Source organism: Dankookia rubra (assembly GCF_004355005.1).
GTDB lineage: Bacteria > Pseudomonadota > Alphaproteobacteria > Acetobacterales > Acetobacteraceae > Paracraurococcus > Paracraurococcus ruber_A.
Map to the genome: position 1 here is coordinate 171580 of NZ_SMSJ01000001.1, position 26403 is coordinate 197982.

Sequence of the window (26403 nt, forward strand, 5' to 3'; positions counted from 1 at the left end):
TCAGGCCTCCATCAGGGCGCGGACATCGGCGAAGCGACCGGTGACGGCGGCGGCCGCCGCCATGGCCGGGCTCAGCAGGTGGGTCCGCGCACCCGGCCCCTGTCGGCCCATGAAGTTGCGATTGGAGGTCGAGGCGACGCGCTCCCCCGGCCGCGCAATATCCCCATTGGTGCCGAGGCACATGGAGCAGCCGGGCTGCCGCCAGTCGAAGCCGGCCGCGGTGAAGACGTGGTGCAACCCCTCGGCCTCCGCCTGGCGCTTCACCGGCTCGCTGCCAGGGACGACCCAGGCGGTCACGCCCGCGGCCACCTTACGGCCCTTGGCCACGGCAGCCGCGGCGCGCAGGTCCTCGATGCGGGAATTGGTGCAACTGCCGATGAAGACGCGGTCGACCGGAATGTCGGTCAGCGGCGTGCCGGGGGCGAGGCCCATATAGGCCAGCATGCGCTCCATCTGGCCGCGGCGCTCGGTATCCGGGGCGGCTTCGGGGTCGGGGATGCTGCTGCCGATCGGCAGCGCGTCCTCCGGGCTGTTGCCCCAGGTGACCATGGGCTGGATGGCGTTGCCGTCCACCAAGACCTCGGTGTCGAAGACGGCACCGGGATCGCTCGGCAGCGCGCGCCAGCGCGAAACGGCCTGGTCCCACTCGGCACCCTTCGGCGCGTAGAGCCGACCGCGCAGGTACTCGAAGGTGGTCTCGTCCGGCGCCACCATGCCGGCGCGGCCGCCGGCCTCGATCGACATGTTGCAGAGCGTCAGCCGCCCTTCCATGGACAGGCCGCGGATGGCACTGCCGGCATACTCGATGACATGCCCGGTGGCACCGGCCGCGCCGATCTGGGCGATGATCGCCAGGATCACGTCCTTGCCCGTCACCTGCGGCCCGAGCCTACCGTCCACCGTGATCCGCATGGTCTTCGGCTTGCGCTGCCACAGCGTCTGGTTGGCCAGCACATGCGCGACCTCGGTGCTGCCGATGCCGAAGGCCAGGGCGCCGAGCGCGCCATGGGTCGAGGTATGGCTGTCGCCGCAGACCAGCAGCAGGCCGGGCTGCGAAAGCCCCGTCTCCGGCCCCATGACATGGACGATACCCTGGTTCGGATCGCCGAGCCCGAATTCGCGGATGCCGTGCTCGGCGGTATTGCGCGCCAGCTTCTCCACCATCTCGCGGTGGCGCGGGTCCTCGATCTCGGCGACCGTGCGGGAGGAGGTGGAGACATAGTGGTCCGGCGTGGCGAAGATGCGGTCCGGCGCGCGAGGCTTGAGGCCGCGTTTGCGCAGCACGTCGAAGGCGGTGGCACCGCCGTCATGCAATAGGTGCCGCCCGACATAGAGCAGCGTCTGGCCATCCTCCCGCTCCATCACCCGATGGCGCGACCAGATCTTCTCGAAAAGGGTACGCGGTGCGTCCGCCATGACGATTTCCTCGACTTGGTCCAGCCTGACGCCGGACGATGCAACAAGATCTCAGCGGACCCTATCGTTGGAGTGAAGCCGGTCAGCGCGACCGGGCGGTCCTCGGCGATGGCGGGACGGGCGCGACGATCGTCACCGGACGCGCCTCGGCCGAGGCGCGAAGACGCCAAGCGACAGCCCGTGGCGCATCATGCGCCGGGTTCCGCATCCAGCCGCACGGCGATGCCCTCCAACCCGGGCACCGCCGGGTAGCGCTGCATCACCAGCGGGTCGTGGCCAGGGATGATATGTTGCGGGGTCGGCGCCAGGCGCTTCAGCTGATCGAAGCCCTCCAGCATGTCACCGACATGGAAAGCGGTGGTGAAGGGGCGCCTGGACTCCAGGTTCTCGTAGAAATGGGTGACGTCGGAGGCGAGCACGACCGGGCCGCGCGCCGTCGCTACGGTCACGCATTGCAGGCCCATCGAATGCCCACCGCAGGCATGCAGCTTGATGCCAGGCGCAAGCTCCTGGTCGCCATCGTGGAAGACCACGCGGTCGGCGAAGGTCATGCGGATGATGCCGGCGACGTCTTCCACCTCGAAGGAATGGCGCAGCCTGTGGTGACACATGTAGCGGCCGGTGGCGTAGCGGATTTCCTCCTCCTGCAGGTGGAAGCGCGCCTGCCGGAATTTGTGGAAGCTGCCGACATGGTCGTAGTGCATGTGGCTGATGATGACGTCCTCGACCGCATCCGGATCGATGCCGAGCAGCCGCAGGCTGTCGACCGGGCAGCGCAGGTACTCGCGCTTGCGCCGCGCCGCGACCTCAGCGGTGAAGCCGGTATCGATGATCCAGGCCTTTCCGCCGCCTACCGCCGCCCAGATGAAGTAGTCCATCGGCATCGGCGCATCATGCGGGTCGCCACCGATGAAATGCTCCGCCCGCCTGGCATCGCGGCGGGCGTAGCGCAGGGCGTAGAGGTCGTGGATCATGCGGGCAGGCTTTCGATCGGGAGGCCGGTCACAAGCGCGGCGCGGAGAACGGAGAAAGCGGCGCTGGAATGCGTGGCAGCGCCGATGACGGTGAGCAGCCGGCCGGACGCCTTGAGCGCGTCACGGCCCCGCGGCCGCAGCGTGCCGCTGGTGCCGGACTGGGCGGTCAGGCTCCCCAACACACGATCAGTCCTTGTCGGCGTCGAGCACCGCCTGCACGCCCGCCGGGTCTGCCTGCATCTCGACGCCGGCACGCTCGACCTGCAGCAGCATTGGCACGCGGCTGTCGCGATGACCCCAGCCGCGCGCCAGCGCCTCATTCATTTCCTCCAGCGTCAGCTGGCAGAAGCGCATCGGCACGCCGAGCTCGCGGCCCAGGCTGGTCGCCAGGGTAACGTCCTTATGCGCGAGCTTCAGCGCGAAGGCCGGCGGGTCGTACTTGCCAATCAGGAACTGGTCGGCGACGCGGTCGAAGGTACGGCGCCGGCCCAGCGCGCCTTGCCGCACCGCCTTCCAAAGGTCAAGCGGATCCATCCCCGCCTTGACGCCCATTGTGAAGACCTCGGCCATCGCCGTCTGCACCGCGTAGCCGGCCATGTTGTGCACCAGCTTGGCGACCGTCGCGGTGCCGATCGGGCCGATATAGGCGGCCTGGTCGCCGATCGCGTCCAGCACCTTCTTGTGCTGGTTGTAGACCGCCTCATCGCCGCCGACCCAGATCGCCAGCTTGCCGGTCTCGGCGCCCTTCGGCCCGCCGGAGACCGGCGCGTCGAACCCATGCGCGCTTTTCTCGGCCAGGGCGGCGTGAACCCGACGCATGAGCGCCTGACTATTCGTGGAGAGGTCGAAATAGGCCATGCCGGAATGCGCACCGGCGAGAATTCCGTCTGGCCCGAAGACCACCGCCTCCACGTCCGGCGGGCCCGGCAGGCTGGTGAAGACCACGTCGCATTGCTCGGCGACCGCCTTCGGCGTCGCGCCCCATTCGGCGCCCGCCTCAAGGTGCCTTGCTGCCGCGTCGCGGCGGACATCCAGCACCACCAGCTTGTACTGGGACTTCTGCAGGCTGGCGGCCATGAAGGCACCCATGGTGCCAAGGCCTATGAATCCGATCTTCATGCGCTCAGCCCTTCGCCTTGTCCTGCTCGTCGAAGACGTCGACCGCGACATGCGATGCCGTCATTGCCGCCGGCCAGCCGGCGTACATGGAAAGATGCGTAATGATTTCGGCAACCTCGTCGCGCGTGAGGCCATTGCCCAGGCCGCGGCCAATATGGCTCTTAAGCTGGTCCTCCCAGCCGAGCGCGACCAGCGCCGCGATGGTGACCAGGCTGCGGTCGCGCTTCGAGAGCTGCGGGCGCTCCCACAGGTCGTCGTAGACATAGGTGTTGGTCATTTCCACGAGCTTCTGGAAATGCGGCTTTATACGGTCCCGTCGGACCGAAGGCGGGGCTGCCATGGTCGTTCCTCTGCTGCTTCAGAGCCCGAGGGGCGGGAGGCAGGGCACGCGGCATGGTGGCGCGGCGGGTAGCCGGAGCATCGGACCTTCCCCCCAACTCGGTTCTTGGGTGCGATCCTAGGTCATTCGACCGCCCGCGCAAGCCGGGCAGCCGGGACGTGAGAAACCGGCTGACCGGTATGCTGCTGGTTGGGCTTGGTGCGGTGCGCATAGGGGAGAAGTCTTGAGTGCGCGCTGGCGGCAAATCGGCCTTGCGGAACGCGTCTCGGCCCTGACGGAAGCAGCGTGAAGGCCGCACGGAAGCATGGCATTCAGTTCAGCCCGCCGTACTGGCGATCCTGCGGGCAATGCTGCCCGGAAATGCCGAGGCCGACGCAGGCAGGGATGTCGTCGCCTCTGCCTGTAATGGCGCGCTCTTGTGAATGTCCATATTCTCGCTGCTGCCGCGGATGAACGGAGGCAATGCTTGGCCTCGACGAGCACGCTGCGCCAGGTGGAACGGCGACATGGCGACGGCCGGGTGGGCGGCCAGGCTGGAGCCCTACCAATGGCCGCCGCGGCATTTCGAGCCGCTTGGTTGCCAGACCCAGCTGCCTCGCATCCCTGACCGAGTAAACCCAATCCTCGGTCAATCAGGACATAATGACGCAAGCACCAGTCCGTGCTCAGGAGGATGCCACAAAGAGACTGTCCAGATACTCCCTGCGGCGGCGGGTCATGGCCAACCCTTTTGGCAACAATTCTTCATGGAGGAAATCAGCAGGTTTGATCTGTACTCGGTCGCTATGCCGGCCTTGAGGCTCTCCAAAGCGGGAATGGTCATATGGTTTGATTTGTCCGGAAGTAAATATACTACCTTGAAAGAAGCGACTTCTGGTGAGATAGTGCTGAATTTTAGTACGATGATACCGTCGCTCGATTGAAAAATTGCTCATCCACTTATCGAACAACCGGTTATAATCATCGTAGGAATGATAGATATGGTGAATTCCCAGCTCGATCTCTCGAGGTTTCACGTATGTCGAAAGGTGCCATCGCAGCGGCCCAAAGCTTGGATAGAAAGGCTCCCAGATGTAAACAACCCCGTTAGGCTTCAGAACGCGTGAGATTTCCTGAAACAGTCCGTCCAAATTCTCCAGATGATGGAGAACCTCTTTGATAGTAACAAAATCAACACTGCTGTCGTCCAATGGAAGATCGTATATATCCGCCACCCACAGATTCAAATGTGAATTGTTCGGCGCGGAGCGCCGGATGCTTTCCTGGTATAGTGTTGCGCTATGCAAAATGGTAGCGGAAAGTTCGACGGCAATGGAATTATATCCCCTTTTGGCCAGTATATAGCAAAGGTTCCCTTCACCTGCCCCGAGATCGAGGTGCACACTTCCCGGAGGGAAAGGCAAGCTCGCACTCCATTGCACGACTTGCGGCGCCCAGCCCTGCAGGAACGATAAATGGGACTCTATGTTGTTGTGCTCGAAATGCCACCTGTTCTCATCCGTCATGCCTGAGACGAGCGCGCGGTAATGGACATTCGATAGATCAAAAAATGAAAGCCCAAGATGGTCCGAGTAATGCTTACGAACCGGCAAATCTATTTTTGGTTGCATTGCCCCGCTCCAGTTATATACTTTTTTAGATTATACGCATTTGCCTGAAAATGTGGAAAGCACATTAGGCGCTGGAGCGCGCTGTGAGACGTCGCAATGTCGATCTCGACTTCCCTGTTTCGGACAGCCCTCCGCGATTGTGCACGTGCCTGCTCGGTCGGACAGCCAAGCGAAGCTCCTCTCTGTTGCTCACCGACACTGGATCACCGCGCGCTTCTCGGCAGCAGTGCACCGACCCTTTTAGAGTCCGTTTGAGAATCAGCGATGGGCGACGCGGTGGAGTAGCAGCGCGCCCATGGCGACGTGGATCATGGCCTCGGACACGTCGAGGCGCTTCTCGTAGTCCCGGACAAGCCGCCGCCAGCGGATCATCCAGCCGAAGGTACGCTCGACGACCCATCCGCGAGGGATCACCTCGAAGCCGACTGCCTTGTCGGAACGGCGGACAATCTCGACCACGAAGTCGAGGGAGGCGGCTTTGTCCATGAGCTTTGTGCGGTGGTAGCCCGCGTCGGCGAACAGGTGCTTCAGCCACGGCCAGCGCTTGCGGATGGCGCCGAGGATCGTCTGCCCGCCCACGCTGTCCGACACGCCGGCGGGGGTGAGGTTCACCATCGGCAGCCGCCCATCCGTGTCCACGGCGACGTGGCGCTTGCGCCCGACGATCCGCTTGCCGCCGTCGCAGCCGCGCGCCTCGGCGAATGGTGCCTTCACCGTCTGGCTGTCGAGCACGCCGCCTGTCGGGCTTGCCTCCCGGCCAGCCGCCTCGCGGTCGAGCATCAACGCCACGTCATGGATGGTGCGGAACAGCAGGCGCCGGACAAAGCGCCTGAACCACCAGTAGACCGTCTTCCAAGGGCCAAAGTGCACCGGCAGCATCCGCCATCCGCCTGCGCTGCGCGCCATAGAGCGGATCGCGTTCAGCACCTCGCGCAGATCGGCCGCTGGTTTGCGCCCCCGCCGCGACGGCTTCGGCAGTAGCGGTTCGATCCGCACCCATTCCTCGTCCGTCAGGTCGGATGGGTAGCGCTTCGTCTTTCGGCCAAGCTCGGCCATCCGGTCTCGGGTCTCTCGGGTCCACATCCCGAGCTTGAATCACCCCAGCCGCGTCGCGCCAAGCCGTTCTCAAACAGTCACTAAGGCCGCTGCTGCAAACCTGGCGGCAGGCGCGTGGTCCTGACCCTCGAAACTGGCCCATTTGGGCCGCAAGTCTTGGGGCACTGAGCTTGCAAGCGACTTCGGGTACCTGGTCATCGACAGCGCCATCCTGCGGGCGCACCGGCAAGCGGCAGGCGCCAGGAAGGGCCCGAGGATCAGGCCATCGGCCGCTCCCGCGTCGGCCCGGGCACCAGGATCCGCCTTGTTGTCCGTGGCCTCGGCTGTCCCGTCCGCATCATCCTGACCTCAGGCCAGCGCGGCGACGTCCCGCAGGCGCCGGCGCTGCTCGGCACCGACCGGCCAGCGGCGGTCCTGGCCGATGCTGCTTCCGACCCCAACGCCTTCCGCGATGCCACCGCCGAGGCGGGTGCGGTCGCCGCCATCCCCGACAACCCGTCGCGCGCCACCAAGCATCAACCCGACAGGACGCTCTCCGAGGAGCGGCCCCTGGTCGGGTGCTGCGTTTCCCGGCCCAGGCAGTTCCGCCGCGTCGCCGCCCGCCCCGAGAAGACCGCGCGGAACGACCTCGCCATCGTCACACCCGCCGCAACCGCCCTCAGGTTCAACCGCCCTCAGGTTGCGGTACCTCTCCGCAAAACCTAGGACGGATGGCAGCTGAACCAAGGCTTGGACGCCTGTCTCCGCTCGGAGACAAGGCCTGCGGTGGCGCCGCGTTCACCTCTGGACGCAAGCTGCCCAAGCGCCCGTCAGCGGCGCAGCACCGCCGCGTCGCGCTCCGCCGGCACCACGCGCGGCTCGGCCTCCCTTCCCCGCCCGATGTCGATCGCCCAGGCACCCGGCCCGGCCGCGACGAAATAAAGGAAAACGAAGCAGTAGAGAATCGCCGCGTCCCCGCCGTTCAGCGCCGGGAAGAAGCTGCGCGGCGCATGCGCCATCCAGTAGGCGAAAGCCATCTCGCCCGCGAGGACGAAAGCCACCGGCCGGGTGAACAGCCCGACCATCAGCAGCAGGCCGCCCGCGACCTCCAGCACCGCGGCGAACCAGAGCAGGCCGAACATCGCCGGCAGCCCGGCCGCCGGCGGCGCCGGGAAGCCGAACAGCTTCTGCGTCCCGTGCTCAAGGAAGATTAGCGCCGCTACGATCCGCAGCACCGCGCGCATCCGCGGCGCCATGACGGCCATGTCCCACATATTCGGCTTCCCCTGTTGCGCTCAGCGTACCAGCACGTGGTCGATCTTGTGCACCACGCCGTTGCTGCAACCGGTATCGGGCTGCACGATGTGCGCATCCGCCGGCCGCGAGCTGATGTTGAATGTGCCCGGCCCGTGGCGCAACGCCGGCCGCCTGCCCTCCTCCACCACTTAAATGGAGCCGCGGCTGCGCAACGACATGCCGGGCCGCAGCTGGCCGGAGCCGATCCGGCGGTCGACCATATGCGCGTTGACCACGGTGGGCGCGAGCACCGGGTCCATGCGCGGCCCGCCGAGCCAGCCGCCGGCAATCGGGAAGGGCATCTGCGCCAGGTTCTCCGGCTGCCGGGCGATTCCCTGATCAGTGACCACGAACACGGTGAGCGTGTCGGGGACGCGCAGGTTCTCCATGACCCCGGTGCGCTCCAGCCCCGAGGTCGAGCGCGCAGACTGACGGTCGCGGGCGATGATGCTGCCGTGATCCCGCGGCCCGTCACGGACCACGCCCGGCAACAGCGACACGGCCGCGCGCGCGGCCGCGGTTCGGTTCACCCGGTTTGGCTCCTTCCGGCTGGTCGAGCCGCGACAACGTCGCGCCGCGGCCGGGGCTGCATGGCAGGACCGCGGAAACCGCCGGAGGTGCCGAGTGTTCGAGATACGCAACGCGGCCCGGCCATTACGCCCGCCGTCACCCATGCCCGCTGCCGCGGCCTACCCCGGCCCGCGCGGCCCTGCAGGAGATCCCGCCTTGACGCCCACCGCCGACGCCCTGCTGTCGCAGCTTGCCGCTGCCGCCTATTCCGATGTCCCGGTCACGCTGCCCGCCGGCTTCACCGCGCTCGACCCCTCCAACTTCAACATGCCACTGCAGCCGGGCGAGACCTTCTCCAGCGGCATCTTCAAGAGCGGCAACGGCGCCGCGCTGCTCGGCGTCGGCTTCCTCGAAGGCCAAGCGGCGATCATCGTCTCCTTCCGCGGCAGCGACGATTCGACCGACAGCCAGCAGGACCTGAACAACATCAACGCCGCCTACAACTCCTTCGGGACGTTGGTCACGACGGTCGACCAGGCCTCGGCGGCCTGGGGCATTCCGGTGGTGGTCACCGGCCACAGCCTCGGCGGCTCGCTGGCGCAGCTCTACATGGAAAGCCACCCGAACCAGCCCGGCATGCCTGGCCATGCCGCGGTGACCTTCGGCTCGGGCGGCGCGATCCTGCCGGCTGGCACGGATGAACGGATCCTGAACTACGTCATCGCCGACGACCCCGCGGTCTTCATCGGCGCCCACCGCGCCGAGATCGGCGATGCGCTGCGGGCCAACCCGACGCTGGCCGATGTGGTGGCGACGGAAGTGGCGGAGCAGTTCCCCGGCCTGACCAAGGCGCAGGCGCTGGCCTCGCTGCCGAACCTCACCGCGAACTACGACAACCAGGGCCAGATTGTCCTGCTGCCCGGGCAGGATGGCCGGCTCGACAGCGGCGCCGACCTGGCCAACCTGTCGCGGCTCGATGCCGCACGCCACGACGTCAACCTCTACGTCACCGAGGTCGCGCAGGCCTATACCCCGAGCCACTCGGTCATCATCCCCGAGGCGGCGAGCACCGACCCCGAGTTGCGCCTGCTGCAGGCGATCTACGACGGCTCGCACCAGGACCCGGCGGCGTCGCGGAGCGTCACCGACCAACTGCTGCGGAACTTCGGCAACAACGTCACCGGCGGCCTGGTCGACGACGCCAACGGCACCTTCAACGACGTCCGCGACACCCTGGGCGACATCGGCAACGACCTGCAGCTGACCTGAGGCCGCCAGCCTCAGGGCTTCACGTAGGTGATGCCGAAGCGCGCCACGAAGTCGTTGAAGGCGTAGCGATCGAGCCTCGCCAGGCAGGGCTCGGGCTCGCCGTGGCGGAACTGGTAGACCAGCACGTCGGCGCCCGAGAGGGCGATGCGGCAGAAGCCCTCCTCCGGCTTCACCGCGCCGCCCGGGCAGGCCTCGAGGTCGAGATGCGGCACCTTCTCCTCGAAGCCGGCATAGCCGAGGAAGCAGGCCTGCTCGGCCCGCGCCGCCCCGGCCAGCAGCAGCATGACGGCGACAAGGCTCCGCATCCCGGCCTCCCTCAGCCTGCGAAGGGGTCGCGGAGCGTGATGGTGTCGTCGCGGTCCGGGCTGGTGCTGAGCAGCACCACCGGCGCCTCGACCAGCTCCTCGATCCGGCGGACGTATTTCACCGCGGCCGCCGGCAGCTGGGCATAGCTGCGGGCGCCCTGGGTGGAGCCGGACCAGCCCTCGAGCACCTCGTAGATCGGCTCGGCCGCGGCCTGCGCCTCCATGGCGAAGGGCAGGCGCTTCATCACCTCCCCCCTCACCCGGTAGCCGGTGCAGATCTTCAGCTCGCTCAATCCGTCGAGCACGTCGAGCTTGGTCAGCGCCAAGCCCTGGATGCCGCCGATCTTCACGGCCTGGCGGACCATGCAGGCATCGAACCAGCCGCAGCGCCGCGGCCGTCCCGTCACCGTGCCGAATTCCCGCCCGCGCTCGCCGAGCCCCTTGCCGACTGCGTCGTGCAGCTCGGTCGGGAAAGGCCCGCTGCCGACCCGCGTCGAGTAGGCCTTGGCGATGCCGAGCACCATGCCGACCGCATCCGGCCCGACGCCCGACCCCGCCGCGGCATTGCCGGCCACGGTGTTGGACGAGGTCACGTAGGGATAGGTGCCGTGGTCGACATCCAGCATCACCGCCTGGGCGCCCTCGAACAGCACCCGCTTGCCGGAATGCCGCGCCTCGTCCAGCCGCTCCCAGACCGCCTCGGCATAGGGCAGCAGCTTCGGCGCGAGGGCCAGCAGCCCGTCCAGCAGCCCCTGCTTCTCGAACTCGGGCGCGCCGAGGCCGCGCAGCAGCGAGTTGTGGTGCAGCAGCAGCTCGTCGAGCTTCCTCGACAGCGTTCCCGGCTCGGCCAGGTCGCACAGCCGGATCGAGCGGCGGCCGACCTTGTCCTCATAGGCCGGGCCGATGCCGCGCCCCGTGGTGCCGATCTTGTCGCCGCCGCGCGCGGCCTCGCGCGCCTTGTCCAGCGCCGGGTGCAGCGGCAGGATCAGCGGCACGTTCTCGGCGATCCGCAGGTTCTCCGGCCCGACCTTCAGCCCCTGCGCGGTGACCTTGGCGATCTCCGAGAGCAGCGCCTCGGGGTCGAGCACCACGCCGTTGCCGATCAGGCCGATCTTGCCGCGCACCACGCCGGAGGGCAGCAGGGACAGCTTGTAGGTCTCGTTTCCCACCACCAGCGTGTGGCCGGCATTGTGCCCGCCCTGGAAGCGCACGACGAGGTCGGCGCGGCTGGCCAGCCAGTCCACCACCTTGCCCTTGCCCTCGTCGCCCCACTGGGCGCCGATCACGGCGACATTGGCCATGGGCCTATTCCTCTTGGCTCAGGGGGACGGGTCGGCCGTCCCGGAAAACATGGGTGCAGCGCAGCGCCCGCGGCGCATCGGCCGGCGAGAGCGCGCAGACGGTGGCGAAGCCCTGGGCGCGCAGCGGCGCCAAGGCGGCTTCCGGGGTGCCGAGCGGGACGAAGGCGCGCGGCATCGGCGCCGGCGCCGGCGCGGCGCGCTGCACCGCATCGGGGTAGAGGCTCATCCCCGTCGCCGGCTCGTCGTTGCCGGAGCGGTAGCGGCCGCCGCGGGCCAGCTCCCCGGTCGCGCCCGGGCCATAAAGTGTGAAGGCGACGCCGACATGGTAGCGCAGGCCGCGGAACTCGACGGGGTCGAGGGTGATGCGGAGGTCGGGCGCGCGTGCCCGGATCGCGGCGATCACCGCGGCGGCATTGTCGGCGATGGCGCGGGCCGCCGGCGGCAGCTCGAGCGCGGCCACCGCCGCGAGCCCGGCATCGGCCGGTCCGGCGGCTTCCAGCAGCCGCGGCAGCAGCGCCGCAAGGTCGGCGGCGAGCGGCGCCGCACGGGCGGCGATGGTCAGCACGCGGACCGGATCCTTGCGGTCGATCCCCTCCTCCATCTGCCGCCGCAGCCGGCGGTCGAGCCCGCGCGCGGCCAGCGCCTCGAGAGTCATGCCGGCGGCGTCCAGCAGGGTCGCGGCCATGGTCGGCAGGCTGATGTCGAGCGAGATGCCGGCGACGCCGGCGCGGCCCAGCGCCTCGGCCGCGACCACCGCCACTTCCGCATCGGCCGCCGCGGCCTCGCTGCCGATCAGCTCGACGCCGACCTGGGGAAGCTGGCGTTCCGGGGCGATCTGGGTGCCGCGCACCCGCAGCACCTGCCCGGCATAGCACAGGCGCAGCGGCCGGGCCTGGCCGCCGAGCCGGGTCGCGGCGATGCGGGCGACCTGCGGCGTGGTATCGGCGCGCAGCCCCATCATGCGCTGGCTGACCGGGTCCATCAGGCGGAAGGTCTGCTCGGCGACCGCGGCGCCGGAGCCGGCCAGCAGGCTGGTCTCGAACTCCAGCAGCGGCGGCTTGACGCGTTCATAGCCATGCGCGGCGAAGGCGGCCATCAGCGTCTCGACCAGCGCGGCCTCGCGCTCGGCCTCGGGCGGCAGCAGGTCCATCAGCCCTGCCGGCAGCAGGCCAGCGGGCGGCAGGTCGTCGGGCGCATCGTCGGTCATGACGGGCCGGGTGTGGCAGGGGGGGCGGGACGGCGCAAGGGCCGGGAATGATGCGGTGTTGCGGGTTTCGGACAAATACCCCGGGCGGGGCGGAAAGGGCGTTTTCGGACAAAGGCCGGGGCGGCGGTGAAGGGGCGGCGGGTTTCGGACGAGGTCGCGGCGGCGGCGGGCGGGCCGCCCCCCTCCCCATCGCCACCGCAAAGCCCTGCCATGCCGCGCATCGCCGCTCCGTCCGCCAAGCCGGGTCAGGATATAGGAATATTGTCATTGCGGCAAGCCCGATCGCACTCCCCCGTTCCCGCGGCCGCCGGCATGGCCTATGCGCCGTGCATGCCCCCGCGCCTGGTCATCTTCGACTTCGACGGAACGCTCGCGGATTCCTTTCCCTGGTTCCGCGGCGCGCTGAACGCGGTCGGCCGCCGGCATGGCCTGCGGCCGGTCGCGCCGGAGGAGGTCGAGGCGCTGCGCCGGCTCGGCACGCGGGAGATCCTGCGGGAGCTGCGGGTATCCCCCTGGCGGCTCCCGGCCCTGACCCGCGACCTGCGGGCACTGAAGGCCGCGGCGGCGGGGAGCATCCCGCTCTTCCCCGGGGTGCCGGCGATGCTGCGCGGCCTGGCGGCGGGCGGGGTCGGGCTGGCGATCGCCAGTTCGGACTCGGAGGCCAGCATCCGCCGGACCCTGGGCGCGGAGGCGGCGGCGGTCGGCCGGGTGGCGGGCGGTGCCTCCTTGTTCGGCAAGCCGGCCCGGCTGCGCCAGGTGCTGCGGGCGGCGGGGGTGCCGGCCGCGGCGGCGATCTATGTCGGCGACGAGACCCGGGATGCCGAGGCGGCGGCGGCGGTCGGGGTCGCTTTCGGCGCCGTCACCTGGGGCTATGCGGCGGCCGAGGCGTTGCTGGCGCGCCGCCCGGCACGGGTATTCGACGCGCCGGGGGAGATCCTGGGGCTGCTGGACGGGCGGTAAGACAAGGCAAGGCTGCTGGGGAGGGAGATGCATTCCCTCCCCAGGCCCCGCCCTTCCTGCTTGTGGGCTGGCACTCGCCGCGCGGGAAGGTGCCGACTCCCCGGCCCTACGCGATCTCCCGGACCAGCTTCGCCCGCAGCGCCCGCGCGATGTCGCGGCGGTCCTCGGCATTGACGACGAAGGCACCGGGACCGCCGATCACCTCCCGCCGGTAGGTTTCTGCCAGCGGCTCGCCGAGGCGGGTCACCTGCCACGCCGCGGCGACGGCGAGCGCGTTCACCCGGATGCCGGCCGCGACCGCATCGTCGCGCGCCGCCGCGGCGGCGCGGAGGGAGCGGAGGTCGGGCCCGTCGCCCGAAAGGTCGATCACCCGCTCCGCCGCGCGGAAGGGCGCGGCCAGCAGCAGCCGGGCGCAATGGTCGAGCGCGTCGCCGATCGCGTTCCAGCTCTGCGGGCTGCGGGGCGCCGCCATCACCGCCTCAGCCAGCGCCCGGGCGCTGGTGGCATCCTCGACGCGCATGAAGTCGACCACCGTCGCCGCGCCCCCGGGCGAGCCCCATTCGACCATGGCGACCGCGATGGCGCCCCGCGGCCGGCTGGCGATGACCGAGAGCACGCCGGGATGCGAAAGCGCCTCGGCATAGCCTTCCCGCTGCAGGCGGAACTCGTCGGCGTCGATCGAGCCGGAGGCATCGACCGCGAGCACGAGCAGGGTATCGACCTCGGGCGTCTGGGCGGGCGCGGGGGCGGCGGCAAGGGCCCCGGGCAGGGCGAGAAGGCTGCGGCGATGCATGGAGGCCCCCGGCTGTCGTTGCAAAGCAGATGGGATTTCCGACATCCGCGCAAGGCTTGGCGGGGCGCGGCGGGCGGGGCATCGTCGGCACGGAACGCCAGGGGAAGACACGATGCCAGGCATGACCATCGACGGCTACGAGCTGAACTATGCCGAGAGCGGCGTTGGCGAGCCGCTGGTGCTGGTGCACGGGACGCTGGGCGACCAGCGCTACTGGGCGCCGCAGATGGCGACGCTCGGGCGGCACTACCGGGTGCTGGCGCTGTCGATGCGGCATTGCTGGCCGGGGGATTGGCCCGACCAGGGCGGCGACTTCACCATCGACCGGCACGTGGCCGATGTCGCCGGCTTCATCCGCGGCCTCGGCGCCGGGCCGGTGCGGCTGGTCGGGCATTCGCGCGGCGGGCATATCGCCTTCCGGGTGGCGGAACGGCACCCGGAGCTGGTCCGCGCCCTGGTGCTGGCCGAGCCGGGCGGCGAGCTGGACGAGAGCCTTGGCGGCAAGCCCGCCGCGGCCGGCCAGGCCGGCGCCTTCGCCGAAGGGGCGGCGCTGATCGAGGCGGGCGACACCGAGGGCGGGCTGCGGCGGATCGCCGAGCATACCGGCGGGCCCGGTGCCTGGGAAAAGCGCGGCTCCGACCGCAAGCAGATGAACCGCGACAATGCCCGCACCCTGCTCGGCCAGCGGCACGAGCGGCGCAGCCCCTATTCCCGCGCGGCGGCGGAGCGGATCACGGCGCCGACGCTGCTGGTGGTCGGCGGCCAGACCCTGCCGAATTTCGTGGCGAACGCGGATGCGCTGGAGCGGCACGTCAAGGGCTGCGAGCGGGTGATGATCCCGGACGCCGCGCATGCGATGAGCCAGGACAACCCGGCCGCCTTCGACGCCGCGGTGCTGGCTTTCCTGGAGCGGCACTGATGCCGGGCAGCGTCCTCGTCACCGGCGGCAGCGGCAAGGCCGGCCGGGCGATCATCCGCGAGCTGCTGGCGCATGGCCATGCCGTGATGAACGTGGACGCCGCCCCGCCGCCCGAGCCGCTGTGCCACTTCATGAAGGCCGACCTGAACTCCTTCGGGGAGGCGGTGGAATGCGTGCAGCGGATGGCCGGCACGCTGGACCGTCGGCGCGACCCGCTGGCGAGGCCCTTCGCCGTGGTGCACATGGCCGGCATCCCGGCGCCGGGCCTCGCGCCGGATGCGGTCACCGTGCGGAACAATGTCATGACCACCTGGAACATCTTCTCCGCCGCCACGCTGGCGGGGGTGGAACGCGTGGTCTGGGCCTCGTCGGAAACCGCCTATGGCCTGCCGCTGACCCGCAGCCCGCCGCTCTTCGCCCCGGTGACGGAGGAGCATCCGCTGGTTCCCGAAAGCGGCTATGCCCTGGCCAAGGTGCTGTGCGAGCGGATGGCGGAGGAGATGCACCGCTGGAACCCCGGCACCCGCTTCACCGCCTTGCGCATCTCCAACATCCTCGAGCCGGCGGACTATGCGCTGATCCCCGGCTACCAGGACGACGCGACGCTGCGACGCTGGAACATGTGGTCCTGGGTGGATGCGCGCGACGTGGCGCAGGCGGCGCGGCTGGCGCTCGAGGCGGAGGTTGCGGGCTGCGAGGCCTTCACCATCGCCGCCGCCGACACGATCATGCGCCGGCCGAGCCGCGACCTGATGGCCGAGCATTTCCCCGGCGTGCCGATCCGCGGCGAGCTGGCCGAGCACGGCACGCTGCTGAGCATCGAGAAGGCGAAGCGCGTGCTGGGCTACCATCCGCGGCATAGCTGGCGCTGAGGCGGATCGCCGCGGGGCGGCGGTGCCCGGCGGCATGATGCCGCGTCCCGGGCACCAGGCCGGAGCGGCGCGCCGGACCGGAAGTTCGGCACGCCGATCCAGCAACCCGGCGCCCCGCGGCGCGCTTTCCGGCCGGAGTGGAAACGGCGGGGAGGCGGGCGCATGCAAGGAACCCTCGGGCGGCACCTGCCCTGGGTGCTGATCGGCCTGATCGGCGCCGCCGCGCTCGCCATCATCGCCACGGCCCGCGGCGAGCCGGTCGGCGCCATGTGGGTCGTCGCCGCCGCCGTCTCGGTCTACCTGATCGCCTATCGCTATTACGCCCGCTTCATCGCCGACCGCGTCATGCGGCTGGACCCGCGGCGGCCGACGCCGGCGGTGCGGCGCAACGACGGGCTGGACTACGTGCCGACCGACCGCACCGTGCTGTTCGGCCACCACTTCGCCGCCATCGCCGGCGCCGGGCCGCTGGTCGGGCCGGTGCTGGCGGCGCAGATGGGCTATCTGCCGGGGATGCTCTGGATCCTTGCCGGCGTGGTGCTGGCCGGCGCGGTGCAGGACAGCATGGTGCTGTTCGTGTCCATGCGGCGGGACGGCCGCAGCCTGGGCGAGCTGATCCGCGCCGAGATGGGCCCGGTCCCCGGCGTCATCGCGCTGTTCGGCACCTTCATGATCATGGTGATCATCCTGGCCGTCCTGTCGCTGATCGTGGTGAAGGCGCTGGCCGAGAGCCCCTGGGGCAGCTTCACCGTAGCCGCCACCATCCCGATCGCGCTGCTGATGGGCGTCTATCTCCGCTTCATCCGGCCGGGCGCGATCGGCGAGGTCTCCGTCCTCGGCTTCGTGCTGCTGATGCTGGCGATCCTCGGCGGGCAATGGGTGGCCGAGGACCCGGCCTGGGCCGCGGCCTTCACCTTCACCGGCACCCAGTTGTGCTGGCTGCTGATCGGCTACGGCTTCGTCGCCTCCATCCTGCCGGTCTGGCTGCTGCTGGCGCCGCGCGACTATCTCTCGACCTTCCTCAAGATCGGCACGATCATGGGGCTCGCGCTCGGCATCCTGGTGGTGCTGCCGGAGCTGCGCATGCCGGCGGTGACGCGCTTCGTCGACGGCAGCGGGCCGGTCTGGTCGGGCTCGCTCTTCCCCTTCCTCTTCATCACCATCGCCTGCGGCGCGGTGTCCGGCTTCCACGCGCTGATCTCCTCGGGCACCACGCCGAAGCTGATCGACAACGAGCGGAACGTGCCGCTGATCGGCTATGGCGGCATGCTGATGGAAAGCTTCGTCGCCATCATGGCGCTGATCGCCGCCAGCGTGATCGAGCCGGGAATCTACTTCACCATGAACAGCCCGGGCGCGGTGATCGGCAGCACGGCCGAGAGCGCCGCCACCGCCGTCACCGCCATGGGCTTCCCCGTCGGCGCCGCGGAGATCTCCCAGGCCGCGGCCGATGTCGGCGAGACCTCCATCATCTCCCGCGCCGGCGGGGCGCCGACGCTCGCGGTCGGCATGGCCCACATCTTCCACCAGGTGATCGGCGGCAAGGCGATGATGGCCTTCTGGTACCACTTCGCCATCCTGTTCGAGGCGCTGTTCATCCTGACCGCGGTCGATGCCGGGACGCGGGCCGGGCGCTTCATGCTGCAGGACCTGCTCGGCGTCTTCGTGCCCGCGATGAAGGACACCGCCAACTGGGCCTCCGGCGTGGTCGCCACCGCGCTCTGCGTCGCCGCCTGGGGCTTCTTCCTCTACCAGGGCGTGACCGACCCGCTCGGCGGGGTGAACACGCTCTGGCCGCTCTTCGGCGTCGCCAACCAGATGCTGGCGGCCGTCGCGCTGACGCTCTGCACCGTCGTCATCTTCCGGATGAAGCGGGAGCGCTACGCCTGGGTGACCATCCTGCCGACCCTCTGGCTGGTCGCCTGCACGCTGACCGCGGGGCTGCAGAAGATCCTCTCGGCCGATCCGCGCGTCGGCTTCCTGACCCATGCCAGCCGCTATGCCGAGGCCGCCGACCGCGGCGAGCTGCTGGCGCCGGCGAAGACCATGGAGCAGATGCGCCAGATTATCTTCAACGACCGGGTCGACGCGGCGCTGGCGGCGCTCTTCGTCGGCGTCGTGGTCGCCATCCTGGTCTTCGGCATCCGCTCCTGCCTGGAAGCCTGGCGCGACCGGCGCTGGACCGCGCAGGAGGTCGGCGACGGCGGCCGGGTCGCCGCCGAATGACCGCGCCGCGTCCCGCCTGGCTGCGCTGCCTCTGCGACACCGCACGGCTGATGGTCGGCCAGCCGAGCTACGAGGCCTATGTCGAGCACGTCAGCCGGCTGCACCCCGACCGGCCGCCGATGAGCCGCGCGGAGTTCTTCCGCGACCGCGAGGCGGCGCGGTACGGCGGCGGCACGCGCGGGTTCCGCTGCTGCTGAAGGCATCGTCCTCCCCGGGCCTTCTCCCGCCGGGGCCCTGGCGCCCCAACGCTGCCGGCGGCAGATTGCCCGCATAAGCGGGAGAAAACGACGATGCGCATGCAGGACAAGGTCGCCGTCATCACCGGCGGCGCCTCGGGCCTCGGCAAGCGGACGGTGGAGCGCTTCCTCGAGGAAGGCGGCCGCGCCGTCATCGCCGACATCCAGGACGCCGCCGGGCTGCGCCTGGCCGAGGAGCTGGGCCAGGCCGCGCGCTACATCCGTTGCGACGTGACGCAGGAAGCCGACATCGAAGCCGCCGTCGCGCTGGCGGACAGCACCTGGGGCCGGCTCGACCTGATGTTCAACAATGCCGGCCGCCCCGGCAACCCCAACCCGGTCGAGACCATGCCGGTCGAGGGCTGGGACGCCACCTTCGCCATCCTCGTCCGCTCCGTCATGCTCGGCATCAAGCATGCGACGCCCATCATGAAGCGCCAGGGCGGCGGCGCCGTCGTCAACACCGCCAGCATCGCCGGGCTGGTGCCCGGCTCGACCGCGACCGCCTATTCCGTCGCCAAGAGCGCCGTCATCCAGCTGACCAAATGCGCCGCGCTGGACGTGGCGCAATACGGCATCCGGGTGAACTGCATCTGCCCCGGCGTCATCGCCACGCCGATCTTCGGCCGCTCGGCGGGGGTGCCGAGCCAGCTCGACGCGCGGGTGGCGGAGACCGCGGCGGCGAACATGGCCGGCTTCCAGCCGCTGCCGCGCACCGGTCGGCCGGACGACATCGCTGAGGGCGTGCTCTACCTCGCCGATGACCGCGCCGGCTTCGTCACCGGCGTGGCGCTGACCATCGATGGCGGCTTGTCCGCGGGCATGACGCCCGAGCAGCGCCAGCGGATCTGGGCGCCGCTGCGCGAGGCGGTGGGGGCGCTGGCCAGCGGGACGGAGTAGCGGGTTCGCTACCGGCCGGGGGCGATCCCCGCCTCGGCGATCACCTTCGCCCATTTCGGCAGGTCGCGGGCGATCATCGCGTGCATCGCCTCCGGCGTCGTGCCCATGGGCTCGAGACCCATCTGGGCGAAGCGCATCTGCTGGTCGCCATCGGCCAGCACCCGCATCGCCTCGGCCTGCACCTTGTCGACGATGGCGCGCGGCGTGCCGGCGGGCGCCATCAGGCCAAACCAGGACAGCGCCTCGAAGCCCGGGAAGCCCTGCTCGGCCACCGTCGGCAGCTCCGGCAGCGCGGCGGCGCGCGCGAGGGAACTGACCGCGATGCCGCGCAACTGGCCCTCCCGGACGAAGGGGATGGCGGCACCGGCATTCTGCACGCCGAGCGGCAGCACGCCGTTCATCACGTCCGACAGGTTGGCGCCGCGATAGGGCACGTGCTCCATGCGGATGCCGGCCTGGCGCGACAGCATCTCGACCGCGATGTGCTGCGGCGTGCCGACGCCGGGCGTGCCGTAGGCCAGGCCGCCTGGCCTTGCCTTCGCCGCGGCGACGACATCGGCCAGGGTCCGGAAGGGTGAGTCCCTGGCCACGATGAAGACCGAGGCCATGCCGAGCGTCGCGCAGACCGAGACCAGGTCCTTCAGCGGGTCGAAGCCGACCTGCTGCAGCGTGGGGACGATGGTGATGGCGCCGTTGCCCGCCCACATCAGGCTGTAGCCGTCGGGCGCGGACTTCGCTACGCGGTCGACGCCGATGGCGCCGCCCTGGCCGGGGATGTTCTCCACCACCACCGGCTGGCCCCAGGCCTGGGAGAAAGCCTGGGCGAAGATCCGGGCGGTGATGTCGGTCGACGACCCCGCGGTGAAGCCGACGACGAGCCGCACCGGCCGCGCCGGCCAGGCCTGCGCGCGGGCCGGCGCAGCCAGGCCGCACAGCGCGGCGGCCGCTGCCACGCGGCGGCGGGTCAGGATTGGGATCATGGGCGCGTTTCCCTCCTCTCGGCCTTGCCCGCCGCAACGGGAGAAAGCGAGCGTAACGAGGCCGCCGCGGCGCTGTCCACCGCGGCGCCCCGAGGCCACGAGCGCCCCCGCCATGCACATCGGCGCGACCAGGGACCGGGAAAGGCCCACCGTCGCAGCCGCTGGCGCTAGCCTTCCGGTTCTCCAGGCAGGGTGCCGCCACATGCAGACGGGCTTTCGCACGCGCCTCGCCGCGATCCTCGGCCTGGTCCTCGCGGCCTCCGCCGCCGCCCAGACCGGCGCGCCGGGTGACGACCCGGTGGCGCGGGGCCGCTACCTCGCCGAGGCCGCGGACTGCATGCCTTGCCACACCGCGCCGGGCGGCAAGCCCTTCGCCGGCGGCCTCGCGCTCAACACGCCCTTCGGCGCCGTGCTCTCGCCCAACATCACGCCGGATGTCGCCACCGGCATCGGCGCCTGGACCGACGCGCAATTCCGGCGCGCGCTGCATGATGGGGTCGGCCGCGACGGGGAAGACCTTTATCCCGTCATGCCCTACACATCCTACACGCGCATGGCGCCGGAGGACCTGCGGGCCATTCGCGCCTACCTGGCGACGGTCGCGCCGGTGGATGCGCCGCGGCAGCCCAACCAGCTCGGCTTCCCCTTCAACATCCGCGCGACGCTCGGCTTCTGGCGGGAGCTCTATTTCCGCCCCGCCGAGTTCCAGGCCGACCCGGCGCGCCCGGCGGAGTGGAACCGCGGCGCCTACCTGGTGACCGCGCTCGGTCATTGCGGCGAGTGCCACACGCCGCGCAACCTGCTCGGCGCGACGGAGCCCTCCCGCTCGCTCGCCGGGGCGGTGGTGGATGGCTGGTTCGCGCCGAACATCAGCGGCGACCTGCGCGACGGGGTCGGCGGCTGGCCGCTGGAGCGGATCGCCGACTGGCTGCGGACCGGCGCCGATGCCAGCAAGGGCACCTCCTTCGGCCCGATGCAGGAGGTGGTGCATGACAGCCTGGCCAGGCTGACCCGGGCGGACCTGCTGGCGATCGCCACCTACCTGAAGGACAGCCCGCCGCGGCAGGCCACGCCGCGCGTCGCGGCGGTGCGGGCCGACCCGCGCGCGGCGGCGCTCTACCTCGAGAATTGCGGCCCCTGCCACCAGCCGCTGGGGCGCGGCATCCCCGGTGCCATCCCGCCGCTGGCGGGCAACCAGGCGGTGGCGGCGGACCAGCCGAACAACGTGGTGCAGGCCATGCTGCACGGCATTCCCGCCCAGGGCGGCTACGGCGCCATGCCGAGCTTCGCCGCCGCGCTGGACGATGCGCAGGTCGCCGCCATCGCCAACTACGTCCGCGGCGCCTGGGGCAACCAGGCCCCGGTGGCGGCGACGCCGGCGCTGGTCGCCCAGCTCCGCCAGGCGGATGCGCTGGCCGCGGCGGGGACCGAGGCGGCACGGGCGCTCTGCCCGGCGATCAGCCCGGTCGGCGCGGCCGACGGGATGGCGGCGCCGGTCGCCGCCGCCACGGCGCTGATGCGCGCGGCGGAGCGCGGCGACCTCGCCAACCGCACGGCGGTGCTGCTGCAGGACATGCGTCGGGCCAATCCCGGCATCGGCGACGCGATGCTGACGGACAGCCTGCTGGCGGCCTATTGCCCGGCGATCGCCAACGACCCGTCGCTCGACGCGGCGGCGAAGCGGCAGCGCCTGGACCAGTTCCGCGGCAACCTGATGCGGGCAATGCCAGCCATGCCGGCGAACGCCCCGGTGCTGGTCACCACGGCCCTGCCGCCCGCGGCGCTGGCGGCGGCGCAGGCGGCTGCCAGCCGCGCCGGGCTCAGCCTGGCGGACTGGCTCGCCCGCGCCGCGACCCAGGCGGCGCGCTGAGGGTCAGGCCGCCCGCACCAGCCGGCCCGGCCGGGCGCCCGTCTCGACGCCCTTCTCGAAGATCGGCACGCCCGCGCAGAGCGTCATGTCGTAGCCATCCACCCGCTGCACCAGGCGCCGGCCGCCGGCCGGCAGGTCGAAGATCATCTCCGGGTGGTGCGGCGCCAGGGCCTCGAAGTCGATGACGTTGACGTCGGCCTTCTTGCCCGGGGCCAGCCTTCCGCGGTCGTGGAAGCCGAAGAAGTCGGCGGTCTCGGAGGTCTGCCGCTTGATGACGAATTCCAGCGGCAGGCGCGGCCCGCGGGAGCGGTCGCGCACCCAGTGCGTCAGCATCGTGGTGTTGAGCGAGGCATCGCAGATCACCCCGCAATGCGCCCCGCCATCGGAAAGCCCCAGCACGGTATGCGGGTCCTGGATCATCTCCCGCACCACCTCCAGGTCGCCGGCGACGTAGTTGGTGACGGGGAAGTAGAGCATCCGCCCGCCGTCGCCGCCGGTCAGGAAGTCGTAGCAGTAGTCCTGCGGGCTCTGCCCGGCCTTGGCCGCCAGCGCCGCGATGCTGCGCTCCGGCGGCGGCTCGTAGTCCGGCTTGCCGCCGAGGTCGTACATGCGGTCCCAGCGCGTCGCGATCTGCCGCGAGAGCGGCGGCAGCACCTCCAGCAGCCGGGGCGAGGCTTCCTCCGACAGGATCCGCGCCCGCACCGCCGGGTCGCGCAGCCGCGCCAGCTGCTCGGCCGGCGAAAGGCGGGCGAGCTCGGCGAAGCTTTCCCGCAACGCGAAGGGGTTGAGGGAGGTGGTGAGGCCGAGGATCAGCCCGACCGGCCGCCCGGCCACCTGGGCCGACATCGGCAGCCCTTCGGCCCGGGCGGCGCGGACGCCGTCCATCAGCCGGCGCCAGCGCTGCGGGTCGTAGCTGCGGTCGGTCAGCAGGAACCAGACGGGGCGGCCGCTGTCGCGGGCGACCTGGTTCATCCAGCCGAATTCGGCGGCCTCGTCCTCGAAGTCGGACAGCATGCCGAAGGTGCCGCGCCCGGCCCGGCCCATGGCGCGGCCGATGGCGATCAGCTCCTCGTGCTCGGCATAGCGGCCGGGGACGAGGTCGCCGGCCGGGGTCTTGTGCTGGTCGGTGCGGGAGGTGGTGAAGCCGAAGGCGCCGGCCCGCAGCGCCTCCTCGGTGAGCCGCGCCATGAGGTCGATATCCTCGGCGGTCGCCATCTCGCGGTTGATGGCGCGCTCGCCCATGGCGAAGACGCGCAGGGGATGGTGGGCGAGCTGGGCGGCGACGTCGATGGTGCGCGGCAGGCGCGACAGCGCGTCGAGGTACTCGGGGAAGCTCTCCCAATCCCATTTCAGCCCCTCGGCGAGGGCGATGCCGGGGATGTCCTCGACGCCCTCCATCAGGTCGATCAGCGCCTGGTGGTGCGCCTTCCGGACGGGGGCGAAGCCGACGCCGCAATTGCCGAACAGGATGGTGGTGGCGCCGTGCCACGACGACGGCGCGAGCACCGGGTCCCAGGTCGCCTGGCCGTCGTAATGCGTGTGGACGTCGACCCAGCCGGGGGTGACGAGGCGGCCATCGGCCTTGACGTCCCGCCTCGCCGGCCCGGCCTTGCCGCCGACGGCCGCGATGCGGTCACCGTCGATCGCCACATCGCCCTGGAAGGCGGGCGCGCCGGTGCCATCGACGATGGTGCCCCCGCGGATCACGACGTCATGCATAGCCGGTTCTCCTGCTTCCTTGGTCGGACGACCGAGTGTGCCGGGGGCGGCGGCGTCCCGCAATGCCGACCGCGCCGGTTCACGAAAAGCGGAATGTGCGCTGGATCACAGACGTTCCGGAAATCCGCCGCCAGCCTCACCGGATGAAGCCACCCCTTGGGAATTTAACGATGCAGGCGCGTGACCCGATCCGCCAGGTGCTCGATGCCTGGTTCCCGCCCGGGCTGGACCAGGCCGATACCGCGACGCATCACCGGGCCTTCGAGGCCTGGTTCGGCGGCGCCTCCCCCGCGCTGCCGGCCGACCTCGCCGCGGCGGCTTTGGCCGGGCACCTGGATGCCTGGGGCGCCACGGCCGAGGGCCGGCTGGCGCTGATCCTGCTGCTCGACCAGGCGCCGCGCGGCCGCTTCGCCGGCACGCCGCAGGCCTATGCCGGCGACCCGGACGCGCTGCAGCTCGCCGAGGAGGGCCTGCGCAACGGGCACTACGACGCGCTCGACCATCCCTGGGAGAAGACCTTTTTCTTCCTCCCCCTCGCCCATGCCGAAGGCCCTGACCTGCGCGAGCGGCTCATACGAGTTTCCGCCATGGCGGAGGTGCTGGCCTGTTCGGCGCGGGAGGACCTGCGGCCGCTCTACCGCTTCTCGGCCGACCAGGCGCGGGGCCACCGGGCGGTGATCGCCCGCTTCGGCCGCTACCCCCATCGCAACGCCACCCTCGGCCGGGCCTCGACGGCCGAGGAGGACGCCTATCTCGCGAGCGGGGAGCTGGTGCATCGCCGGCGGCCGCCGCTCGCCGCCCGGCTCGGCCTGCAGCCCGCGGGGGGCTGAGGGGTCAGCCGACCACCGCATAGGCCGGCCGGCGCGGATCGGCGCCGGCAGCCAGCATGCCCGTGGCCGGGTCGGACTTCACCACCTCCACCGTCCCGGCCAGCCAGGTCTTCTCCGGCCAGTCGCGGATCTCGTGCCCCCGGGCGGCCAGCGCGTCCCGCGTCGCCTGCGGGATGGCGGATTCCACCGCGAGGCGGCCGGGGAAGAAGTCGAAGGGCGCGAAGCTCGACGGGAAGGAATAGCTGGCGAAGCGCGGCGCCTCGATCGCCTCCTGCACCTCCATCCCGTGCTGCAGCACGTTGAGCACCACCTGCAGCATGGCCTGGATCTGCACGTCGCCGCCCGGCGTGCCGAAGGGCATGACGCCGCCGCCCTCGGTCACGATCATCGCGGGATTCGGGGTGAGGCGCGGCCGCTTGCCCGGGGCGACGCCGCAGGGATGCGCCGGGTCGGGCCGGCTCTGGCTGCCGCGGTTGCTCGGGATGATGCCGAGGCCGGGGACCACCGGCGAGTTCCAGGACCCGTCCGAGGGGGTCGCGCTGAAGGCGTTGCCCCAGCGGTCCACCACCGCGCAGTAGGATGTATCGGCCTCGACCAGCGGCACCGCGCGGTCGGCCGCACCCGGCAGGGTGGTGCCGGTGTTCAGCATCGGCCCGGGCATGCCCACCAGCGCCTGCCTGGGGTCGATCTGCGCCAGGCGGGCACCGAGATGCGCCTCCCCCAGCAGCCTCTCGAGCGGCACGTCGACGAAGGCCGGGTCGCCGAAATGGTATTCCCGGTCGGCCATCGCCGCCTTGATGCATTCGGTGAAGAGGTGGATGTAGTCGGCGCTGTTGTGCGCCATGCCGCCGATGCCGCCCCGCTCCATCAGCAGCAGGGCCTCGAGCAGCGCCGGACCCTGGCACCAGGGGCCGCAGGTCAGCACCTCATGCCCGCGCCAGGTCCGCCGCACCGCGGGCTCGAGCTTCGAGCGATAGGCGGCCATGTCCTCCATGGTGAGGTAGCCGCCCTCCCGCGCCATGAAGGCGGCGATCTCGCGGGCGATGTCGCCGCGGTAGAAGGCGGCATGCGCGGCGGCGAGGCCGGCGAGCCGCCCTTTCCCCGCCGCCGCTCTCTCCTCGTCCGCCATGTATTGCAGCGTGCGCGCAAGGTCGGACTGGACGAACTTGTCGGCGACCGCGGGCGGGTTGCCGCCGGGCAGGAAGATCGCCGCATTGCCGGGCCAGGCGGCGTATTCGGCCTGGTGGTCGCGGATGTTCTGCGCCAGCAGCGGATAGACCGCGAAGCCGTCGCGGGCGTAGCGGATGGCGTGCCGGGCGATCTCGCCGAAGCCCATGGTGCCGTGCCGCTCGAGCGCGGTGATCCAGGCATCCGGGGCGGCCGGCACCACGGTCCGCAGCACGCCGTTCGGGATCCTGCCGCCGTGCTCCCGCATGAAGAGGTCGGCGGGGATGGATCGCGGCCATGTGCCGAGGCCGGCGATGGTCTCGACCGTGCCATCCGCCTTGCGGATCAGGATCGGCGCGACGCCGGCGACGTTGACCAGGTCCGGCAGCAGCACGCCGAGGGCGATCCCGGCGGCGCAGCCGGCATCGATCGCGTTGCCGCCCGCCTCCAGCACGGAGAACCCGGCCGCGGCGGCCAGGTAGTGGCCGGCCGAGACGGCGTGGCGCGTGCCGTAGAGGGTGGGGCGGGTGGCGTACATGGGCATCTGCC

The 26403-nt window shown here is 70.8% G+C and carries 26 protein-coding genes and 1 pseudogene; 10 read left to right on the top strand and 17 right to left on the bottom strand.

The window, feature by feature from the left end; translation table 11 throughout:
- From leuC to E2C06_RS00820, 7 genes are all read right to left on the bottom strand, one after another.
- Positions 1–1416 (bottom strand): 3-isopropylmalate dehydratase large subunit, encoded by a 1416-nt coding sequence (leuC, locus tag E2C06_RS00790; protein ID WP_133286669.1) that lies wholly within the window; start codon positions 1414–1416, stop codon positions 1–3.
- A gap of 188 nt (positions 1417–1604) precedes the next feature.
- Positions 1605–2390 (bottom strand): N-acyl homoserine lactonase family protein, encoded by a 786-nt coding sequence (locus E2C06_RS00795; RefSeq protein ID WP_133286670.1) that lies wholly within the window; start codon positions 2388–2390, stop codon positions 1605–1607.
- On the bottom strand, positions 2387–2569 hold the full coding sequence (locus E2C06_RS00800) for a hypothetical protein (RefSeq protein WP_133286671.1): 183 nt from the start codon (positions 2567–2569) through the stop codon (positions 2387–2389). The genes E2C06_RS00795 and E2C06_RS00800 overlap by 4 nt, the downstream gene beginning before the upstream one ends.
- Before the next feature lie 7 nt (positions 2570–2576).
- On the bottom strand, positions 2577–3509 hold the full coding sequence (locus tag E2C06_RS00805) for an NAD(P)-dependent oxidoreductase (RefSeq protein ID WP_133286672.1): 933 nt from the start codon (positions 3507–3509) through the stop codon (positions 2577–2579).
- 4 nt (positions 3510–3513) lie between these two features.
- Positions 3514–3849 carry a carboxymuconolactone decarboxylase family protein gene (locus E2C06_RS00810; protein ID WP_133286673.1) on the bottom strand — a complete coding sequence of 112 codons (336 nt, stop codon included), beginning with the start codon at positions 3847–3849 and terminating at the stop codon, positions 3514–3516.
- Between the two features lie 665 nt (positions 3850–4514).
- Positions 4515–5459, bottom strand: a complete 945-nt coding sequence (locus E2C06_RS00815) for a class I SAM-dependent methyltransferase (protein WP_133286674.1) — start codon at positions 5457–5459, stop codon at positions 4515–4517.
- A gap of 258 nt (positions 5460–5717) precedes the next feature.
- Positions 5718–6542, bottom strand: a complete 825-nt coding sequence (locus E2C06_RS00820; RefSeq protein WP_133286675.1) for an IS5 family transposase — start codon at positions 6540–6542, stop codon at positions 5718–5720.
- 151 nt (positions 6543–6693) lie between these two features.
- On the opposite strand from E2C06_RS00820, the pseudogene E2C06_RS39120 reads away from it, so the two are divergent.
- Positions 6694–7220: pseudogene (locus E2C06_RS39120) on the top strand (transposase); the annotation flags it as partial.
- 104 nt (positions 7221–7324) lie between these two features.
- On the opposite strand, the gene E2C06_RS00830 reads toward E2C06_RS39120, so the two are convergent.
- The 3 genes from E2C06_RS00830 to E2C06_RS00840 are packed head-to-tail and all read right to left on the bottom strand — an operon-like array spanning position 7325 to position 8320.
- Positions 7325–7768, bottom strand: a complete 444-nt coding sequence (locus E2C06_RS00830) for a DoxX family protein (RefSeq protein ID WP_133286677.1) — start codon at positions 7766–7768, stop codon at positions 7325–7327.
- A gap of 21 nt (positions 7769–7789) precedes the next feature.
- On the bottom strand, positions 7790–7939 hold the full coding sequence (locus E2C06_RS00835) for a fasciclin domain-containing protein (RefSeq protein WP_133286678.1): 150 nt from the start codon (positions 7937–7939) through the stop codon (positions 7790–7792).
- Entirely contained in the window at positions 7940–8320 is a 381-nt protein-coding gene (locus tag E2C06_RS00840) for a hypothetical protein (protein WP_133286679.1), read from the bottom strand.
- Between the two features lie 196 nt (positions 8321–8516).
- Here E2C06_RS00840 and E2C06_RS00845 point away from each other — a divergent pair, with 196 nt between their 5' ends.
- Complete coding sequence (locus E2C06_RS00845) at positions 8517–9569, top strand: alpha/beta hydrolase family protein (RefSeq protein WP_133286680.1); 1053 nt, start codon at positions 8517–8519, stop codon at positions 9567–9569.
- Between the two features lie 11 nt (positions 9570–9580).
- Here E2C06_RS00845 and E2C06_RS00850 read toward each other — a convergent pair whose 3' ends face one another.
- From E2C06_RS00850 to E2C06_RS00860, 3 genes are read right to left on the bottom strand one after another with little or no spacing between them, the layout of a single operon-like run.
- Entirely contained in the window at positions 9581–9874 is a 294-nt protein-coding gene (locus E2C06_RS00850) for a hypothetical protein (RefSeq protein ID WP_133286681.1), read from the bottom strand.
- A gap of 11 nt (positions 9875–9885) precedes the next feature.
- On the bottom strand, positions 9886–11175 hold the full coding sequence (locus tag E2C06_RS00855; protein ID WP_133286682.1) for an adenylosuccinate synthase: 1290 nt from the start codon (positions 11173–11175) through the stop codon (positions 9886–9888).
- A 4-nt stretch (positions 11176–11179) separates the two neighbouring features.
- A complete protein-coding gene (locus E2C06_RS00860) occupies positions 11180–12382 on the bottom strand; it encodes an ATP phosphoribosyltransferase regulatory subunit (RefSeq protein WP_133286683.1) in 1203 nt (400 codons plus the stop codon).
- Between the two features lie 330 nt (positions 12383–12712).
- Between E2C06_RS00860 and E2C06_RS00865 the strand changes: the two genes are divergently transcribed.
- On the top strand, positions 12713–13342 hold the full coding sequence (locus E2C06_RS00865) for an HAD hydrolase-like protein (protein ID WP_133286684.1): 630 nt from the start codon (positions 12713–12715) through the stop codon (positions 13340–13342).
- 106 nt (positions 13343–13448) lie between these two features.
- Here E2C06_RS00865 and E2C06_RS00870 read toward each other — a convergent pair whose 3' ends face one another.
- Entirely contained in the window at positions 13449–14135 is a 687-nt protein-coding gene (locus E2C06_RS00870) for a DUF1194 domain-containing protein (protein WP_133286685.1), read from the bottom strand.
- Positions 14136–14247: 112 nt separating this feature from the next.
- Between E2C06_RS00870 and E2C06_RS00875 the strand changes: the two genes are divergently transcribed.
- The 5 genes from E2C06_RS00875 (at position 14248) to E2C06_RS00895 (ending at position 19288) form a co-directional block, all read left to right on the top strand.
- Positions 14248–15054 carry an alpha/beta fold hydrolase gene (locus E2C06_RS00875; RefSeq protein WP_165982134.1) on the top strand — a complete coding sequence of 269 codons (807 nt, stop codon included), beginning with the start codon at positions 14248–14250 and terminating at the stop codon, positions 15052–15054.
- Positions 15054–15926: an NAD-dependent epimerase/dehydratase family protein gene (locus E2C06_RS00880; protein ID WP_133286687.1), complete on the top strand. Its 873-nt coding sequence runs from the start codon at positions 15054–15056 to the stop codon at positions 15924–15926. The genes E2C06_RS00875 and E2C06_RS00880 overlap by 1 nt, the downstream gene beginning before the upstream one ends.
- A 162-nt stretch (positions 15927–16088) precedes the next feature.
- Positions 16089–18152: a carbon starvation CstA family protein gene (locus tag E2C06_RS00885; protein WP_133286688.1), complete on the top strand. Its 2064-nt coding sequence runs from the start codon at positions 16089–16091 to the stop codon at positions 18150–18152.
- Positions 18149–18349 carry a YbdD/YjiX family protein gene (locus E2C06_RS00890; RefSeq protein WP_133286689.1) on the top strand — a complete coding sequence of 67 codons (201 nt, stop codon included), beginning with the start codon at positions 18149–18151 and terminating at the stop codon, positions 18347–18349. The genes E2C06_RS00885 and E2C06_RS00890 overlap by 4 nt, the downstream gene beginning before the upstream one ends.
- A 93-nt stretch (positions 18350–18442) precedes the next feature.
- Positions 18443–19288 (top strand): SDR family NAD(P)-dependent oxidoreductase, encoded by an 846-nt coding sequence (locus E2C06_RS00895; protein WP_133286690.1) that lies wholly within the window; start codon positions 18443–18445, stop codon positions 19286–19288.
- 8 nt (positions 19289–19296) lie between these two features.
- Here E2C06_RS00895 and E2C06_RS00900 read toward each other — a convergent pair whose 3' ends face one another.
- Entirely contained in the window at positions 19297–20268 is a 972-nt protein-coding gene (locus tag E2C06_RS00900) for a Bug family tripartite tricarboxylate transporter substrate binding protein (protein ID WP_165982135.1), read from the bottom strand.
- 202 nt (positions 20269–20470) lie between these two features.
- Between E2C06_RS00900 and E2C06_RS00905 the strand changes: the two genes are divergently transcribed.
- The gene (locus E2C06_RS00905; RefSeq protein ID WP_165982136.1) at positions 20471–22138 is read left to right on the top strand and encodes a c-type cytochrome; all 1668 of its coding nucleotides are present in this window, start codon (positions 20471–20473) and stop codon (positions 22136–22138) included.
- Between the two features lie 3 nt (positions 22139–22141).
- On the opposite strand, the gene E2C06_RS00910 is transcribed toward E2C06_RS00905, so the two are convergent.
- Positions 22142–23857, bottom strand: coding sequence for an N-acyl-D-amino-acid deacylase family protein (locus tag E2C06_RS00910; protein WP_133286693.1), 1716 nt, complete (start codon positions 23855–23857; stop codon positions 22142–22144).
- Between the two features lie 170 nt (positions 23858–24027).
- Here E2C06_RS00910 and E2C06_RS00915 point away from each other — a divergent pair, with 170 nt between their 5' ends.
- Complete coding sequence (locus E2C06_RS00915) at positions 24028–24687, top strand: DUF924 family protein (protein WP_133286694.1); 660 nt, start codon at positions 24028–24030, stop codon at positions 24685–24687.
- Positions 24688–24691: 4 nt separating this feature from the next.
- On the opposite strand, the gene E2C06_RS00920 is transcribed toward E2C06_RS00915, so the two are convergent.
- Positions 24692–26392 (bottom strand): gamma-glutamyltransferase family protein, encoded by a 1701-nt coding sequence (locus E2C06_RS00920; RefSeq protein WP_133286695.1) that lies wholly within the window; start codon positions 26390–26392, stop codon positions 24692–24694.
- Between the last annotated feature and the right edge of the window lie 11 nt (positions 26393–26403).